The 17,203-nt window shown below is 49.6% G+C and carries 11 protein-coding genes; 6 read left to right on the top strand and 5 right to left on the bottom strand.

All coding sequences use genetic code 11. The features are described from left to right. The first annotated feature begins 866 nt into the window (after positions 1-866). On the top strand, positions 867-2,972 hold the full coding sequence (locus NDI45_RS05460) for a histidine kinase dimerization/phosphoacceptor domain -containing protein (protein WP_348246712.1): 2,106 nt from the start codon (positions 867-869) through the stop codon (positions 2,970-2,972). Next, positions 2,973-4,100, top strand: coding sequence for an ATP-binding protein (locus tag NDI45_RS05455; protein WP_190792604.1), 1,128 nt, complete (start codon positions 2,973-2,975; stop codon positions 4,098-4,100). A gap of 420 nt (positions 4,101-4,520) precedes the next feature. Here the strand turns inward: NDI45_RS05455 and glmS are convergent, their stop codons facing one another. Beyond that, entirely contained in the window at positions 4,521-6,404 is a 1,884-nt protein-coding gene (glmS, locus tag NDI45_RS05450) for a glutamine--fructose-6-phosphate transaminase (isomerizing) (protein WP_348246711.1), read from the bottom strand. A 264-nt stretch (positions 6,405-6,668) separates the two neighbouring features. After that, positions 6,669-7,595 carry a LysR family transcriptional regulator gene (locus NDI45_RS05445; protein ID WP_348246710.1) on the bottom strand — a complete coding sequence of 309 codons (927 nt, stop codon included), beginning with the start codon at positions 7,593-7,595 and terminating at the stop codon, positions 6,669-6,671. Between the two features lie 275 nt (positions 7,596-7,870). On the opposite strand from NDI45_RS05445, the gene NDI45_RS05440 reads away from it, so the two are divergent. After that, on the top strand, positions 7,871-8,137 hold the full coding sequence (locus NDI45_RS05440; RefSeq protein WP_190790850.1) for a hypothetical protein: 267 nt from the start codon (positions 7,871-7,873) through the stop codon (positions 8,135-8,137). A gap of 30 nt (positions 8,138-8,167) precedes the next feature. Here the strand turns inward: NDI45_RS05440 and NDI45_RS05435 are convergent, their stop codons facing one another. From NDI45_RS05435 to NDI45_RS05425, 3 genes are all read right to left on the bottom strand, one after another. After that, entirely contained in the window at positions 8,168-9,061 is an 894-nt protein-coding gene (locus NDI45_RS05435) for a DMT family transporter (RefSeq protein WP_348246709.1), read from the bottom strand. A gap of 114 nt (positions 9,062-9,175) precedes the next feature. Further along, on the bottom strand, positions 9,176-11,953 hold the full coding sequence (locus NDI45_RS05430) for a CBS domain-containing protein (RefSeq protein WP_348246708.1): 2,778 nt from the start codon (positions 11,951-11,953) through the stop codon (positions 9,176-9,178). Between the two features lie 319 nt (positions 11,954-12,272). Further along, entirely contained in the window at positions 12,273-12,890 is a 618-nt protein-coding gene (locus NDI45_RS05425) for a superoxide dismutase (protein ID WP_190790852.1), read from the bottom strand. 469 nt (positions 12,891-13,359) lie between these two features. Here NDI45_RS05425 and NDI45_RS05420 point away from each other — a divergent pair, with 469 nt between their 5' ends. Genes NDI45_RS05420 through NDI45_RS05410 form a run of 3 tightly spaced genes read left to right on the top strand, consistent with a single transcriptional unit; the run spans position 13,360 to position 17,135 of the window. Continuing rightward, complete coding sequence (locus NDI45_RS05420) at positions 13,360-14,256, top strand: isoaspartyl peptidase/L-asparaginase family protein (protein WP_348246707.1); 897 nt, start codon at positions 13,360-13,362, stop codon at positions 14,254-14,256. Positions 14,257-14,282: 26 nt separating this feature from the next. After that, positions 14,283-15,581 (top strand): carbamoylphosphate synthase large subunit, encoded by a 1,299-nt coding sequence (locus tag NDI45_RS05415; protein WP_348246706.1) that lies wholly within the window; start codon positions 14,283-14,285, stop codon positions 15,579-15,581. Positions 15,582-15,620: 39 nt separating this feature from the next. Further along, positions 15,621-17,135, top strand: a complete 1,515-nt coding sequence (locus NDI45_RS05410) for a hemerythrin domain-containing protein (protein WP_348246705.1) — start codon at positions 15,621-15,623, stop codon at positions 17,133-17,135. Positions 17,136-17,203: the final 68 nt, after the last annotated feature.

Genomic DNA, 17,203 nt, shown 5'->3' with positions numbered 1-17,203 from the left:
GGAGGCGATCGTACCTTGTATCCTACTACTAAAGAATTTTTGAATCGTTCTTGCACCACCGACCGGAGGGCAAGCTCGAACTGATCGAAGATCACCTGATCGTCGGTAGCCAACTACTGCTGCGACAGATTCTTCAGGGTTGGCGAGCGATTGCGGCGATCACGTTTGCTCCCATTGAAATTTTGCTCCTATTGAAATATGAATCGAGGCGCTGTGGATAGGAGAGCGATCGTTTGTTCGGGATGTTGTCATGCGGTTGGGAGAAAAAGGATTTACGCCTGACCTGATATTTTTCCAGTCCAAGAGTCCTTGAGAGGTGGCATTTCACAACCGCCTGTGGTGAAGCGAGAGAAGGGAAGGAGGGAGAGGAGCGTGGGGAAGGGGCGATTACCCCTTTGGGGAACTGCGAAGCATACGGGTGGCTGATGTTTAGAAAAAATTTTGAGGCACTTCGCGCCAGAGGGAAGAGAAAAAAGGGCAGAGGGCACAAGGGTAAGAGGGTAAAGGGCTACGGAGTCCTCGGAGCACGACACCCAGAGCGAGGGGGGCTTTGAGCACCAGTTCCCTCCAACTTTGGAAGGCTAGGGGGGCTAATCCTACTCCGGTTCAGCAATGCCACATGCCAAGAAGAAGTTTATGATTCATGACTTATAGTTTGTATAGGAATTAGCTCAATTTATCATTTTGAGTTAAGTTACGTTAACTTAACTACTGCCGAATAAAACCTCTTGTTAAAGCCCTGCTGCTAAAAACACTGATTCATGCATCCGCAAAATTCATCAGCCCCTTCCTTATCTTTAGATTCTGCAATTGATCGACGCCCGTTGACCATAGCTCCTGATGCGTCCCTGGGCAGCGCGATTAGGATGATGAGCAAAGCGCAGAGCAGCTGTGTTCTTCCGGGTTTAGAACTCTCGCTCAATACCGTACTGATGAGCGAAGCGCGAGCAAGTGGCATTCTGATTGTAGAAGGGGTACGGCTCCTGGGGGTATTCGGAGAGAGAGACGCCCTACAGGCGATTGTTTCAGGGCGAGATTTAACGGCAGTGAAAGTTGCTGACGTTGTGCGTCAACCAGTCATCGCCTTGACCCAAACTGAAGATCAAAACGTTTTTACTGCCCTCGCTCAGCTCCGTCAGCATCAGATTTATCATCTTCCTGTTGTGGATGAGCAGGAGCAGTGGCTCGGTATCATCACCCCGGCGAGTCTCCGCTGTGTCTTACAACTAGATGAACTACTGAAATTAAAGCAGTTAGCAGAAATTGTTTCTCCGCCGATCGTTCAAGCACCTGCAGCTACATCAGTTCTCCAGTTAGCTCAATTAATGCTTGATTGTGAAGCGGATTGTGTCGTGCTGACAGCAGCAGATGATACGCAGGATAATTCCCACCCTGTGGGATTACTTTTAGAGCGGCATGTGCTTCAGCTTTGGACATTAGGGCTAGATTTATCGCAGATACAAGCTCAGACAGTGATGAGCAGCCCATTCCTGCACTTCCCATCCTCAGAGTCGATATTAGTTGCTTACTGGAAGATGCAGCAAGCAAAAGTGCAGCGGTTTGGGGTATACGGACCCCAGGGAGAACTTTTAGGCGTTGTCTCACCCACAAGTTTTCTAGAGGTTCTGGCTCTTAATGAGATGTATGACGCTGCGGAACAACTGCAGCGATCGATCGAGCAGTTTGAGGCATCAAGCGGTGAATTGGCTCAAGAACAGGGTTCAGAATTGGCTCTTCATCTGCTAGAAAATCCGGTAGGCTTGCTGGAACAGCTGCAATGCAGCCAGATTCTAGCCGCGATGGCACTCCACATCCGAGAGTCCCTGAATCTTAATGACATCCTGCAGCGGAGTGTCGAGGAAGTCCGGCAATTTCTCAAAGCAGATCGAGTGATTATCTACCAGTTCCATCCAGACTGGAGTGGCACCGTCGTGGTCGAGTCAGTCGAAGACGGTTGGAGGCCTGCACTCAATAGCAGCATCCAGGATAAGTGCTTTGGGCAAAACTATGCCCAAGCTTATAAGAATGGACGGACTCAGGTTTGTGAGGATATTTATACAGCTGGTTTAACTCAGTGTCATATTGACATTCTGGTCCTATACGATATACGAGCAAGCCTGGTTGTCCCGATCCTGCAAGGAGAACACTTGTGGGGATTATTATGTGCCTATCACTGCTCTGGCCCCAGACAATGGCGATCGTTTGAAGTTGATTTATTGAAGCAACTCGCAATTCATATGGCGATCGCGATTCAACAATCTGAGCTGTATCAGCAAGTCCAGAACGAACTGAAAGAACGCAAGCGAACCGAGGAGCAGCTAAAACTGTCATTGAAGGAAAAAGAAGCCCTATTGAAAGAAATCCACCATCGGGTCAAAAATAATCTACAGGTGATTTCAAGTGTCTTGAGACTTCAATCAGACTACATCAGGGACGAAAGGGTACTTGCACTGTTCAAGGACAGCCAAAATCGAATTCGTTCAATGGCGCTGATTCATGAAAAACTGCATCAATCGAGTGATTTACTCAAAATCAACTTTGATGAATATATTCGTGACTTGGCGAATAATCTGCTTCGGTCCTATACGGCAAATTCGCAAGCAGCAACGCTACGAGCTGAGGCAGCAGGCGTTTGGCTCAATATTGATACAGCCATTCCCTGTGGATTAATCATCAATGAATTAGTTTCCAATACCTTAAAACATGCTTTTCCTACGCCAACCTCAGAAAATGAAATCCTTATTGAAATTTCCCCCACTTCTGACAATCGATTCATATTAACTGTTCAGGATAATGGAATTGGCTTTCCGTTAGAGCTAGACTTCCGTAACACAGAATCACTCGGCTTGGAACTTGTCTGCGTCTTTACTGAACAACTCGAAGGCACTATAGAACTCGATCGAACAGAAGGAACAGGAACGACCTTTAGAATTACATTTTCAGAATTAGAAAGTATAGGAAGGGAACAATAAATGGCTAATGAAAGGATTTTAGTCGTTGAGGATGAAAGAGTTGTTGCCCGTGATATCGAGAAGCGATTGAAAAAGTTGGGGTACAGTGTACCTGCATCAGTCGCCTCTGGAGAAGAAGCGGTTGAAAAGGTCGCGGAATTACGACCAGAGTTAGTTTTAATGGATGTCCGACTTAAAGGTCAAATGGATGGCATCGAAGCGGCAGAGCAAATTCGAGCCGATTTTGATACGCCTGTCATTTATTTAACGGCTTATGCTGATGAAGCCACATTGCAACGAGCCAAAGTGACAGACCCCTTTGGATATATCGTGAAGCCGTTTGATGAGCGGGACTTGCATGTTGCGGTCGAAGTTGCCCTCCGCCGGAAATTGTCAGAAACTGCGATTCGCGTCGCTCTAGAAAAAGAGAAAGAGTTGAGTGAGCTAAAATCTCGGTTTTGGTCAATGGCAGCTCATGAACTTCGAGGTCCGATGACCTCAATTCTGGGCTGTGCCCAATTGCTGGAGCAGGAAAATCATAATTTAACCGAAGAAAGACGACGCGAGTTTTTATACATAATTCAACAATCGGTTCGATCGATGAATCAATTGTTGGATGATTTATTATCTGTTGGTCAAGCCGCAGGTGGAAGCTTGAAGTTTAAGCCAGCCTCTTTAAATTTAGATCGCTTCTGTCGAAGACTAGTCGAGGAAATCCAATTTAGCACAGGTTCAAAGCACCGCATCCTTTTCAACAGTCAGGGGCACTGCGAGAATGCTTGTCTGGATCAAAAACTCCTCAGGCACATTCTCACGAATTTAATTTCAAACGCAATTAAATACTCTCCCCAAGATCGCCCCGTCTATTTTGACCTTTCCTGTCATGAAGAACAAGTCACCTTACAAGTTCGAGATATGGGAATTGGAATTCCTTCTGATGCTCAAAAGCATTTGTTTGAACCTTTTCAACGAGCAAACAATGTGGGCAAAATTCCTGGAACTGGGCTAGGGCTAACCATCGTAAAACATTGCTTAGACTTGCATGGCGGGCAAATTGATGTAGAGAGTGAAGTGGGCGAAGGAACAACCTTTGTTGTTAAGCTGTTCCAGCCGCTAAATAGCCAACTGGAAAGAACTGCACCGAGTTAAACAGGAATGACAAGGCGCAAGACTGCCAACAAAAAACTCTCGACTGACAACGGTAGTCGGGCTTAGCAATGTTTGTGATATTTATAATGTTTGTAATATCTACTATAGGAACAGCTTCACTGTCTTAATTGGGACTGTCTCAATTAGGCTAATGTAGCCACAGTGTTGCGTCGCAAAAAATATCTGAATGGCAAACGAACTTGATGGGCTGATTGCGTACACAAGGGACAAGCCACCGTTTTTCTCATCTTCTAGGTTAGAACATTCTCCATATAGACAAGCTAACTGCCACAACCTTCCTTCAGTGTGACAGTTAGTTTAAGACTTTACGCACGAGTTTAGAACTTTACGCGCGAGTTCAAGACTTTATTGTTTGCATACAAACATCGAGAACAGCTTCGTTAGAACAGCTTCGTTAAACTATTCAACTGTCACTGACTTCGCCAAATTACGCGGCTGATCCACATCTAAGCCTCGGCGCGACGCAATATGATACGCCAGGAATTGTAGTGGAATGACCGTCAGAATTGGAGAAAGCAGTTCCTCGACCGAAGGCACGGGCAGAATATCATCAAACACTTCCGCCGCATGAGCATCATTCATCGGTGTCACACCAATTAAACGCGCATCACGAGCTTTCGCTTCTTGAGCGTTAGAAATCACTTTCTCATACACCGCTCCCGGCATGGCAATCGCCACCACAGGCACTTTTGCATCCAGTAACGCGATCGGACCATGTTTCATTTCGCCTGCGGGGTAACCTTCGGCATGGATGTAGCTGATTTCTTTGAGTTTGAGTGCGCCTTCGAGGGCGATCGGGAAGTTGATGCCCCGTCCTAAAAAGATAAAGTCCTGGGTTTCGGCGAAATCGTGGGCGAGTTCTTCGATGTAGCGTTCCTGGCTTTCAAGAATTAGCTCCATTTCTGAGGGAAGCTGGCGCAGCCCGGTAATGATTTGCTCCAGGCGATCGAGCGGAACGGTTTTGCGCCGATAGGCAAACTCTAACGCCAGACAGTAGAAGGCGACGAGTTGCGCAGTAAAAGTTTTGGTTGCTGCCACACCAATTTCGATTCCGGCGCGAGTGTCGATCAGATGATTTGCTAAATGTCCCAAAGTGCTGTCGGTGCGGTTCGTGATACCCAGGATGCGGGACTGAAATTTGCGATCGAGATCGGTTCTGCGTCGCTTGTCCATTTCCAGGGCAGAAAGGGTGTCTGCGGTTTCGCCGGATTGGGTCACACCGATCGTTAGCGTATGGGGCGTGAGTGGGGGCGGTGCGTAGCGAAACTCAGAGGCATACTGCACCTGTGTGGGGATTTCGGCAAGCTGTTCTAGCAAATACTTACCCACCAGTCCGGCGTGCCAGCTTGTACCGCAGGCAACGATCTGGATTTGCTCAATATCCGCATAAAACTCATCCGGCAGATTCAAGCGAATTGGGGAAGTAGAACTAGCGGCTGTCCACCCACTATCCAGATAGGCTTCCAACGAAGTTCTCACCACACCCGGCTGTTCATAGATTTCCTTCACCATGAAATGCCGGAAGCCCTGCTTTTCCACCTGAATCGGGTTCATGTCCAGCATTCGCGGCGTTTTCTTGAGTCGATGCCCGACAAAGTCATACACTTCTACGCCCAGCGGGGTCAGCCTTGCCAGTTCGCCATTTTCCAGCGTCAGCACAGCGCGAGTATGCGTCACCAGAGCCGGAGTATCCGACGCACAAAAGAATTCGCCCTGCCCAAACCCGATTGCCAAAGGAGCCTGCTGCCGCACTGCAAGGAGTTCATCGGGATAGTCGGCTGAAACGATCGCCAGCGCAAACGCGCCCTGAAGGTCATTCACTGCCAGGCGTGCCGCTTCGAGTAAGGGATTGGGGCTGGTAGAGAGTTCTGCCAGATAATCGGCAATCAGGTGGGGAATCACTTCGGTGTCGGTATCCGATCGAAACTCGTGTCCCTTTGCCTTCAGGTGTTCGCGCAGTTCGCGATAGTTTTCAATAATGCCATTTTGCACGACTGCCAATCGCTTTGCCGTATCCATGTGGGGATGGGCGTTGTATTCCTCCGGCTTGCCGTGGGTTGCCCAGCGCGTGTGTCCAATGCCGACCTGTGCGGGAATATGTAAGCCTTCTAACTTGTCTTGCAGATTTTGCAGTTTGCCCTTCGCCCGGACACAGTGAATTTCGCCTTCCCAGATGGTGGCAATTCCCGCGGAGTCATAGCCGCGATACTCCAGCTTGCGTAACCCTTCGAGCAAAATACCGCTTGCTGCTTGAGTTCCGATGTAGCCAACAATTCCACACATGGGCTGACGCTCCTCTTCAGGCTAAAGTGGATGGATTTATTTTAATGGGGGCAATTATTGTTCACGCACCTGGATATACAGCAGTCGATCTGGTGATTCCAGAAAGGTGATTCCAGAAAGGTGGAGCTTGGCTCGATCGCGAAGGTTTGCCCCACCCTGCCCTGCGGACTTCCCTCCCTGGAGGAGATGGGATTAATGGGTTTGTTTTGGGTTTTGTGAAGTGAGGTTAGTCTGACGAGATTGTGATTAGGCGATCGCTGAACGCTAAACAACGGCGCTTAAATCAGACAAGGCAGAGCCGGGCTGAACTGACCCTGATGCTTTCAAACTGTCAAGAAACGCATAAACCGCCGGAGAATGTAACCCTTCTGCCAAGATTGCTGCGCCGATAATTCGCTCTAGTTTCACGGGCAGACTTCTCACCTGAACATGGGGTGGCAGTGGCTCGGCGGCTAATCGTCCCATAATCGTAATGCCCAAGCCTTGGCTGACCATGCCCACAGCGGTCGAATCTTCCGTTACTTCGTAGGTGGGTTTTAAGGGCTGCTGAAAGCGATCGAAGTGAGCATCAATCAGGATGCGGCACTCGTCCTGCGACGAAGGCAAAATTAAGGGCAGCCTGTACAGATCCTGCCAGGTGAGGGAGTCTTTGAGCTTGCAGCTGGGGGGAAACAGAACCAGATACTCATCGCGCAGCAGTTCCCAGGATTCAAATTCATCGGTCGTCGGCAAAATGGTAATGCCCAGGTCTGCCTGACCCTGCCGCAGGGCTTGAGCAACGGAAACGCCGAAACGACATTCGCGAATCGTAATACTCACGCCCGGAAACCGCTTCTGAAACTCTGCAATCACGCCGGGCAGCACGTGAGTCGCCGCACTCCGAAATGATGCAATTCGTAGATGACCGCCCTGAAGCCCCTTCGCGAGGTTTGCTTCTTTGCCGATCGCCTCCAGATTATCCAGCATGGTATGAGTATGCGCCAAAATGCGTTCGCCTACGGGAGTTAGCGAAGCCCCATGTCGCCCCCGCGACAGCAGCACCACGCCTAATTCAGCTTCTAACGCCGCGATTGCATGACTGATGGCGGATTGAGACACACCAAGCTGAAAAGCCGCCTCACTGAAGTTGCCATACTTGGCGATCGTAGCCAGTGCCCGCAGTTGCGATAGCTTAATGCCTTCAAGATTCATCGCGTCCACCTCTTCCCTGCACTTCCCAGATTGTCGCTTAAATTCTCAGGAGACTCCAGAGGTAAACATGAATTTTTTTCATGGAAACGATGCAGTGCGCTTTTTGATTTCATCGTTGCAGCTACTTAAAGTGGGGCTATCAGATGAAATTTTGTTACGGCGATGGAGTTTATTCCGCCATTCAATTTACTCATCGTGCTCCAGCACGAGCATGACCAAAGGAGTAATCTGCCTGCAAACCGTCTGATTCACCCTTCGCATCCGGGAGTCATGGTATGAGAACTGATTTCAATCCGATTCAGCAATCCTCCCCCCTCGTTAATCCACGATCGCCGCAAACCTGGCAAAATGGACGCCTCAAGCGGATCTGGGATCGATTTGTGCAATATTGTCTCGGTTATTCTGAACCGCAAATTACGCTGAAGCGCGATCGATCGGGTGAACATTACTGGAGCGTCTACGACCCGACGACCCATCAATCACTCACCTTCGGGAGCGCAAACGAAGTTCGGATCTGGCTCGAAGAACGCTATCGCAGATGAAAATCCGACTTAATTTTGATTGGCTCTCTTTTAATCGAACAGTAGCCAAATTCCTGCTAAGGCGATCGTCGCTCCTAAAATTGCCCTTAAACTCACTCGTTCTCCTGCCCAGAAAGCGATCGGAATCACAAACAGCGGACTGGTCGAGGTGAGCGCCTGAGCAATGCCCGTGGCAGTGAATTTGAGGGCAGTTTGCTGGAGCCAGATTGCCAGATACGTGCCGCTAAATGCAGTAAGAGCCAGGATAGCCAGGAAGCGGGGCGATCGAAGCGGCTGGAAAACTCGGAGGGCCTGACGCTTTGCCACCATCCAGACTAGCAAAATTAGCACACCTGCTGCAAGACGAATCAGCGTACTCCAGAGTGGGCTGACTGTGGTTCCGGCTAACGCTGCTCTGGACAAAACGGCTCCGCCTGCCTGACCCAGTGCCGCCAATAATCCGAAGCCAACTCCCAGCCAGCGGTGCGATCGATCTCGCGGCTCATTGGGTGTGCGTTCCACCACGACCCAGGCAACCCCTCCCAGGGTTAAGGCAATTCCGATCCAGGTTTGCAGCCCTAGCTGTTCGCTAAGGAATAACCCTGCCAAAATTGCTGCCATCGAAGGCGACAACGCCTCAAATAAGAGCGATCGTCTTGCCCCCAGCGCATTCAAACTGGCAAAAAACGCGGTATCGCCCAACCCAATTCCAATTGCCCCGCTCAACCCCAGCAGCAAGACACTCATCCCGCTCAAGTCAGGCACATCGCCCCGCAGCAGCAGCGTCAGCAAAATAAAGCCGATCGCAATCCCACTCTTCGTAAAGTTCAAAATTAGGGGCGGCATCTGTTTCCCCAACCCCACATAAATCGAGGAAGCGATCGCCCAGATCAGTGCAGCCCCCAATCCGGCGATTTCACCCTTATAAGTCTCAATCCAATCCACAGGTTCTCAGCGTCCGAGTCAACCTTTCCATTCTGCCGTGTAAATAATTTGGAATTCGGAATTGGCAATTGCAAAGCCTGGAGTGAGCGATCGTGCTCAATACGTCTCTTTGCTTTACCGCTCTCCCTTTCCAAACTGTTCCTCAACAAACCGCACTGCCTCGGCTCGATCGCGCACCACTCCATCCAACGTTGCATCAAAAACCGTTTCTAAAATCTCCTTATATTGCCGTCCGGGTTTGAAGCCAAGCTGTTTGAGATCGTTGCCGTTGAGCAAAGGTTCGATCGCCGAATCCTTAGTGAGGTATTGCCAAATACGTCGTCGAATTGCGCGAGAACTGGTGATTGCTAGCAGCGTCAGCGTCTCAAAATCCAAGGGTTGCAGCAGCCGATAAACCTTACTAAGACGGGTTGTCCCAGAAGGGAAGTGCTTCGCATCCCATTCAGGCAATTGCTCATTTATCCATTTTTGTCGATCGTCAAACTGTCCTAATCGATCGAGACTGTCGGCAGGAAGCTGAAAATGCGTTGCGACTTTGACTCGGGCTGCGGGTAGCAGGTGCAGCAGCATGACTTCGAGCAAAATTTGCCAGTGAGAAAAGGTTTTGGAAGGGGCAAATTGTTTCAGCCAGCGATCGGCAAAACGGAGCTGGTACCAGAGGGAATCGGTGAGTTTCAGCTCAGGATGGATACAGCAAATTGCGCCCAGATGATCTAAAAGCGCGATCGCCCGTTTCCAATAGGAAGCTTCCAGAATGTATTTCAACTCTTGCTTCAGGCGGGTTTGCAGTGCGGGGGTTTTCTCCATTTCGAGCTGGATTCGGTCATAAACCCCGCTGGCGATCGCATGGCGAATGTAACCTTCAGTTTGCGGTTCGATCTGAAATCCAAGTCGCGTGGCAAAACGCACTGCGCGATAGATGCGCGTCGGGTCTTCGATAAAGCTATTGGCATGGAGGACACGGATTTGCTTTGCTTCCAGGTCAATCACACCGCCGAAAAAGTCGAGCAGTTCGCCGCGTCGGGGGGTAGTCAACCGGATTGCCATCGCGTTAATCGTGAAATCGCGCCGATATAAATCCTGCCGGATTGAGCTTGCCTCGACTTCAGGGTTTGCCGCCGGATAGGGATAAAACTCGGTGCGAGCCGTAGCGATGTCCACCCAGAGCGAGCCAAGTTCGGGATCGTTGTGCCAGAGGAGGGCTGCAGTCTGAAATCGTCCGTGGATTTGCAGCTTCGTTTGCGGGTAGCTTTCCTGCAATGCTCGTGCTAGCTCGACTCCTGCTGCCTGGTCTGCCGATCGATGAAAGCCATCTACCACTAAATCAATGTCATACAAATGGGGTTCACCGCTCTGGGACAGCAGCATATCGCGCACTGCACCGCCCACCACATAGAGCTGCCAACCGCGCTGCTCTGCCAGTGTTGCTGCCTGCATCAGCACATTCCACAAAGCTGGAATCAGGCGACTTCGGAACATTCCCTGCACAACTTCTGGAAGGAGGCAAGCTTGACGCAGTGAGGGTTTTTTCGCATCGCGTACCGTTTGCCTTGCCTGGTTTTGCCTGCCCTGATACTGCCTATCCTGATGAAGCTGGCGCAGCACATCGGTTCGTGTCACCATGCCAACAAGCTGTCCGTCCTCCAGCACAGGCAATCGACCGATATCAAAGGTGGTCATCAGCGATTCGATTTCCGGCAGCGAGGCATCGGGGGCGATCGTCTTTAGATTCGTCGTCATGTAGCCTTTCACCGGAGCATGGCTGAAGCCGTGATGCAGTGCAATGTCAATATCCCGTCGAGAAATAATGCCAACCAACTGCCCTTCCGCATCCACCACTGATAGCCCCGCATGACCGTACCGCAACAAAATTCGCTGTGCTTCCTCGATCGTCGTTTCTGGGCGAATCGTGCGAACCGGAGAAGACATCATTTCTCGTGCCGTTGGCGGCTGGGGAATCTGCTGCGTCAAGCGATCAACAATCTGCTGAAACTCGCTTTCCGGATCAGCCGCCCTCAGGGATAACGATGCTGCCCGCGAATGTCCGCCGCCACCCCATGGCTGGAACAGCTCACCCAGATTCAATTCGTCTAATCCCAGTCCACCTCGCGATCGTCCGATGACCGTCAACCGTTCTTCCGTACCGTCTCCTAAATTAAAGCGCGTCGCCAGCAGCAGCACATCCGCCTCGGTCAGGGTCAGCAGCCGCGATGCTAGATTCGACAGCCCCACCACATGACCTCCCACGGGCAGCAGCACCCAGGCGATCGAATTGCCGCGAATGGTTTCCGTCTGCATTTGCTCCAGGGCGATCGTCAACAGCTCTTGCAGCTCTGGAGATAATCCTGGCTCTACATATTCCCCGATCGATCGCAGGTTTGCGCCCTGAGCCATCAGCCAGGTCAACGCTGCTGCATCTCGCACAGTCGAATGATCAAACGTGAGCGACCCCGTATCCACATGAATGCCCAACGCCATCACGGTTGCTTCTGCCGGAGTCAGCGTGATTTGTGCCGCCTGAAGCTGCTCCACGATCAGCGTGGTGGCTGACCCGATCGCCTCCACACACATTTCGTCTGCCGCAATATCTCCATCGGGATGATGGTCGTACACCGTAACTTTAATTCCCGGCAAATCCAGCCATTCCGCCGCCTTGCCCAACCGATCGCGCCACTGCGTATCCACTACAATCAGCGATCGAATCTGATCAGCATTTACCGATCGTCGCTCAATCAGCGCATATTCATCCCGATGCAACGCCAAAAAATCATGCACTGTGGGATGACTTCCCCCCGTCAACACAACTCGCGCTCCCGGATGCAGCCGCGTTAAGCCGATCGCCGCGCCCAGGGTGTCAAAGTCAGCCGTGGTATGACAGAGGATGATATCCATAGTCACTGTAGAAATAATGGCAAAACGATTTCTTTACTTTAGCGATCGTCTCCCCGCTTTTGACCAAACAACCTGAAAAGACGAAGCAATGCGAAAGAGCCTCCCCAATTCAATGGAAAACTCGATCGCACCTGCTTCGCCCTAAACGATTTAATTAAACGACTTAATTAAAGGGGTGTGAAAGGGGTGTAATGAATAGGCAAGTGAGCAGCCTAACTCTGCCGCCTAACGCTGCACAAAGCTGAGGATGAACGATCGCACCTGTTTCTTAAGGCAATCCAGCGATCGTCTCCCTGATCGTCATGCCATTTGCGAATCATTAACCAGCAGAACACTGTGCGAAACGGCGATTAACTTCTTCCCAGTTCACCGTGTTCCACCACTGCTTCAGATATTCGGGGCGGCGGTTCTGGTACTTGAGGTAATAGGCGTGTTCCCAAACATCGTTGCCCATGATCGGGTAGTGACCATCGGTGATCGGGTTGTCCTGGTTGGGGGTGCTGACGATTTCGAGTTTGCCGTCGCTAGAGCGCACCAGCCAAACAAAGCCGCTACCAAACCGCTTCACGCCAGAATCGTTGAACCGCTCTTTAAAGGTTTCAAAGCTGCCAAAGGTGTCATTGATTGCTTCTGCGATCGCCCCAGTCGGTTCACCGCCTGCATTAGGAGCCATCAGCGTCCAAAAAATCGTGTGGTTGAGGTGTCCGCCGCCATTGTTGCGAACGGCAGTCCGAACGGCTTCTGGAACAGTATTGAGATCGCGAATTAGTTCTTCAATGCTCTTGCTTTGCAGGTCAGAGTGGGATTCGGTCGCCGTATTCAGGTTCTTAACGTATGCGCCGTGATGCAGGTCGTGGTGGATCTGCATGGTCTGAGCGTCGATGTAGGGTTCGAGCGCGTCGAAGTTATAGGGCAGTGCGGGGACTTCAAATGCCATAGTGAATCCTTATTATTCTCTCAACTGTTTCTACAGATTATTCTAACGAATCTTTTGAAAGAGAAAACTATCAAAACCAATTTTCAACAGAAATTTCTATCAAAACCAGTAAAGAGGCGGAAGGATATAGCGGAAAAGTTGCTGTCGCTGTATCGCTTTAGATCGATCGGATTCAACGCTAAGAGGATACAGGCTCGCTCCAAAGCCAGGCTGCTCAGAAGCTAAAACAGCCGATTACAAACTTGCGTTATCGGATCTCATTCCTCTAATTGTCTTAGGTGACTCTTGGGATAGAGATGCCTTAGAAAATCAAGCTGGTATGCTTCGGGATGATTATTACTGCTCTGTCTTAAGTCTCCAAAATTGGAAAGCTGGACGTGCTTTCAAGGCTCAAAGCGGCGTAATTTTTTGCCGCAAATATCCTCTAAAAAAATCCTCTAAAAAATACTGTGTGAGGAAAAGAAAAAGTATGAAACCAGTCATCATCGTTCATGGTGGAGCAAAAACAATTACAGAAGATAAGGTGGCAGCAAATCAAGCGGGATGCTTAGCGGCAGTTGAGGCGGGCTGGGAGGTGTTACGTACCGGAGGCAGTGCAGCCGCAGCGGTTGAGGCAGCGATTCGTGTCCTTGAAACGGATCAGACGTTTAATGCGGGCTTCGGTTCGACGATGAACAGTGAAGGCGAAGTTGAAGTCGATGCCGCAATCATGGACGGGGCAACACTAGACTGGGGAGCCGTCGCAGCTGTCCAGGGCGTTCGCCATCCGATTTCTGTTGCTCACAAGATTATGAAGGAAAAATCCCGATTTCTCGTGGCACGAAGCGGGGAACGGTTTGCGCTAGAACACGGGCTAGAAGTGTGTGCTAAAGAAGATTTGGTCAGTGAAGAACAGTATCAGGAGTGGAAAGAGGAACTTGAGGTTTTAGACCGCCCCAATACGGTGGGCTGTGTCGCGTTAGATGTCAATGGGAATCTGGTCGCCGGAACTTCCACAGGCGGAACCACTGGGCAACCTCAGGGGCGAGTCGGCGATACTGCATTAGTCGGCTGCGGCTTGTATGCCGATAACCGCTCTGGAGCTTGTTCGACGACAGGAGATGGTGAGTCGATTATTCCAGTCGTACTGGCAAAAACCGCGATCGATGCCTTGGTTGCCGGAAAGCATCCCGATGATGCAGCGCAACATGCGATCGACACCCTAATCGATCGAGTGGCGGGAGAAGCAGGCTGTATTTTGATCGATCGAGAGGGACAAGTTGGCTGGGCACATAACTCATCTGAAATGGCAGTTGCCTATATGTCCGATGAGCTAAAGCAGCCTGCCTTTTTTACCCGTCAGGATCAAAAGTTCACAGTTGTTTAACTCCTCTGTTTAACCCCCTCCCCGCTATGGCTTCTCAAACCTCCTTCCAGTTTTTTCAGGGCAATTCACTTTCTGATTTGTTTGCTCAAGACATTAGCAACGGAAACTACGCGCTGATTTTGAACTACCCAGCGACAGCAAGCTGGGCAGCTTATCCAAACACGCAAAAATACTTTCTGCAAGATGGCAGCGGCGAATCAACCAAAACATCCTTCGATAAGATTTGCCAGAAAGAACCCTGGAAGAATTTAGCAGTGTTGGGGCACGGGCTGCGCGGTGTGGTCATCAGTCCACCTAGTAACACACTGATCCACTATTGGCGCGAGCATTTTGGCTTTCGCGATTTACAAGCAGAGAAGCTGGATTGCTCAACATATCTGGATGATCTCAGTCAGGGTAATGACTCCTCTGGGCAACTGCAAAGTAACCAAATCGATCGCGTCATTACCCTCTTTCCCTTTGATCACCTGCTGCCCGAAAGACACGCTGTTGATCCAGAAATTCATTACCGCTTGCTCAGTAAAGCAACGCTTTCCCAATTAGGAGTGCCCTGCCCTACTTATCAAACTTATCAGTTAAGTGAAGTTCGTCTTGATCAAATTCCGCTCCCTTCCCAATTCCCCTACTTAATCAAGACGTCGCATGGTCTTTCCGGTGAGGGAACTTATATCATCCGTACTCAGAGTGACCTGAACTACTGCCTGGAAGAATTAGAGAAGTATCTCAAAATTAAACTGCTCGAAACAATTATTGTTTCCGATTTTGTTAAGCATGAAGTAAATAATTACTGTGTACAGTTTTACGTTAATAAAGCTGGAGAAATCACGTTAATTGGCGTAACTCAGCAGCTTGTCAGCTCTGAAGGGACATACTTGGGAGGCGTGATTGACTACACCAATGATTTGAGCAAGTTTTCCTCGATGATTGCGGCAGTTGGAAAATATGCCCATCAGCAAGGATACTTTGGAGTCATTGGTTTTGATGTATTAGAGAATCGGAACGGCGAACTTTACGCGATCGATGCTAACTTCCGCATCAATGGTTCTACACCTCTTTGTCTCCAGCGGCATCAGCTATTGAAGCTGAATAAAACAATCGCAAAATACTCCAGCGATTATCGCATGGAAGGAACGCTTGACTCCATTCTGACAACGCTCAAGTTGCATCTCGATCGCAGAGATTTCTTGATTCTCTCGGCTCTGGAAAAAGTGAAATATGGAAAAATCTACACCGAAATTTACGGCATTGTCACTGGAGAAACCGTAGAGGAGATGCAGCAGGTTGAGCAGAGTTTGCACCAAAAAGGATTGCATTTAACAGGCTAAATAATAAACCGCTGATAAACAATTGGAAGGCAACCCAAAATGACGGCAGCGATCGACGATACAAAACGAATAGCAATCGCCATGCAGTTAGCAGAGATGAAAGCATTGCAAAATCTGCTAATTCACAACGATCAGCTACTCCTGAATGCGATCGAAGATGATGAGATTCATCATGAGTTGCAGGAAATGCTAAAACAGGATGAAAAGAACCTGGGCATTCTGGAAACGGTCATCGTTCAGTATGGGGTTCCGGGTGAGTTAAAGGAAACGGTTGAGCAAAGTCTTGAGAACACCCAACACTTGATAGAAGATACTGAATTAACCCTGTCTGAGAAAGTTTTGCAGCATGAATTGCTGAAGCATCAGCAGACGATGGCAGGACTGATCATTCACAAAGCAGCACAGGTAGTTGGGGCTGATATTGAAGCAGCGATCGCGCCCTTACATGCCATCAACTTTGAAAACCGCGCTCATCAAGAACGGCTCAAAGGAATCTTAGAAGTGCTGGGGGTGCGTGAACTGACTGGACAAGATCCGGCTCAGGGACTATTGGCAAGAGGCGAAGATGCGGTTGCAGCTTTCACAGGCATCGTGGGCAGTGTGGTGACGCGATCGGATGATGAGATGAGCCTCCGCGATCTGCTTTTGATGGATCACAGCAAGGCAGATATTCTGTTTGCCGAAATTTTAGGAAGTGATGATCCACAAAAAATTCAGGAGTATTTTGGGCAGCTTTATCGGGATGTCAAGGTTCACGGCTTAGCTGAAGAACAGGTTTTCTATCCGGCTCTCAGCCCCTACTACGAGCAGATGCAGGAAATTGTTGATCAAACCGATGATGCGATCAAGCTGCTGGATGAGGTCAAGCAAATCGATCCTGCCGACCCCAGCTTTAAAACACGAATTGAACAGGTGAGGCTTGCGGTTCGAGGTCATGTCGATCAAGAGGAGAATGATATCTTTCCCCGCATTAAACAGTATCTCAGTAACGATCAGCAGAAACAATTGGCGACGGATTTCAAAGCCGCTAAAAGTCAGTTACAGGAACAGGAGCAGGAACACCATAGAGCTATCCCTGTATTAGAGCCGCAGATGAGTCAGAGCAGAGGTGGTGGCAACACAAAACCCTGGTTTGTTTATATGAATCATAGAATTCCGTGGAAGCTTGTGTTTCAAACGAAGGCTGTGATCAACTGGGTTGAAGCCGTTTTGTTTCTGATAGGCGATCGATGGGTACGAGAATTTTTGAATACAGAACCACTCGTCAATCTCGAATACTCACAGCTCTTCTATGGCTTCGTTTTCATCATCGGCATTGGTTATTGGTGGGTGAGCCAGGACGTTACGCAAAATCGCGGCATTGTCAAACTCGGGATTTTCGCCCAATTTAGCGTTTTTGGATTGCTTGCTTATCATACTTTGATCGGCAGTCTTCATCCGTTTTATCTGCTGTCCGGTGTGTTTGATTTGACCTTTGCAATCTTATTTGTTCTGTTCCTCTACTTCGATTCCCAGGCGAAACAAGATGTTCCAACGAATGGAGTTTTAGAGTAGTCAGAATCACATAGCAGGCGATCGATGGCGGAAGTGAGTTTGAGGAGTGTTCGAGGGGCTGCATTTCC

The sequence above is a fragment of the Leptolyngbya sp. GB1-A1 genome (genome assembly GCF_039962475.1).
Taxonomy (GTDB): domain Bacteria; phylum Cyanobacteriota; class Cyanobacteriia; order Elainellales; family Elainellaceae; genus Leptolyngbya_A.
Note: the sequence above shows the minus strand (reverse complement) of the source record. Positions and strands in the feature narration are given on the sequence as shown.